The sequence below is a fragment of the Burkholderia sp. Ac-20392 genome, from assembly GCF_017104585.1.
GTDB lineage: Bacteria > Pseudomonadota > Gammaproteobacteria > Burkholderiales > Burkholderiaceae > Burkholderia > Burkholderia lata.
Genome location: NZ_JAAGPB010001160.1, coordinates 1 through 746, shown reverse-complemented (window position 1 = coordinate 746; position 746 = coordinate 1). Strand labels below are relative to the sequence as shown.

Sequence of the window (746 nt, the reverse complement as noted above, 5' to 3'; positions counted from 1 at the left end):
GTAGACGTCCCGCCCGGCGGCGGTCGGCTTCAGCGGCTTGCTTTGCCGCTCCAGCAGCGGCATGCCGAGCAGGGTTTCGAGGTTCTGCACGCGCCGCGTCAGGCCGGGCTGCGTCAGGTGGAGCTTCGCGGCCGCGGCGACCATCGACCCGCTGTCGACCACCGCGACGAATGCCTGGAGATCACGCGTATTCAAAACAAACTCGCATAATCATGTTAGAGATATTTCAATTGTCGCATAAACATCCGACACCTACGATGGGTACTCCTTCGACCCATTCGCCAGGCTTCCGATGAACTGCCCTGCCAACCCTTGCCCCGCCGCCGCTCGCCCGCCCGTCAGCGCGTCCGCCGGCTCGCCGCCCGCGCTCAGCACGGGCATGACGGTGTTCTTCGCCGCGACGGTCGGCGTGATCGTGATGGACCTGTTCGCCGCGCAGCCGCTGACGGGCCCGATCAGCACCGACCTGCACCTGCCGCCCGGCCTGACCGGCCTCGTCGCGATGCTGCCGCAACTCGGCTACGCCGCCGGGCTCGTGCTGCTCGTCCCGCTCGTCGACCTGCTCGAGAACCGCCGCCTGATCGTCACGACGCTGGCCGCGTGCGCAGTCGCGCTCGCGTTGCCCGCGTTCACGCGGTCCGGCACCGTATTCCTGCTGGCGACGCTCGTGGCCGGCGCCGCGTCGAGCGTGATCCAGATGCTCGTGCCGATGGCCGCGTCGATGGCACCCGAGGCGCAGCGCGGCC

Annotated in this window: 2 protein-coding genes; one reads left to right on the top strand and one right to left on the bottom strand. The window is 68.9% G+C overall.

Going from position 1 to position 746, the window contains the following annotated elements; all coding sequences use genetic code 11:
• Positions 1-195: LysR family transcriptional regulator (locus G3N99_RS41380; protein WP_206125327.1), on the bottom strand; the 195-nt coding region annotated here is incomplete at its 3' end.
• Between the two features lie 97 nt (positions 196-292).
• On the opposite strand from G3N99_RS41380, the gene G3N99_RS41375 reads away from it, so the two are divergent.
• On the top strand, positions 293-746 hold a 454-nt coding region (locus G3N99_RS41375; RefSeq protein ID WP_206125326.1), incomplete at its 3' end, for an MFS transporter.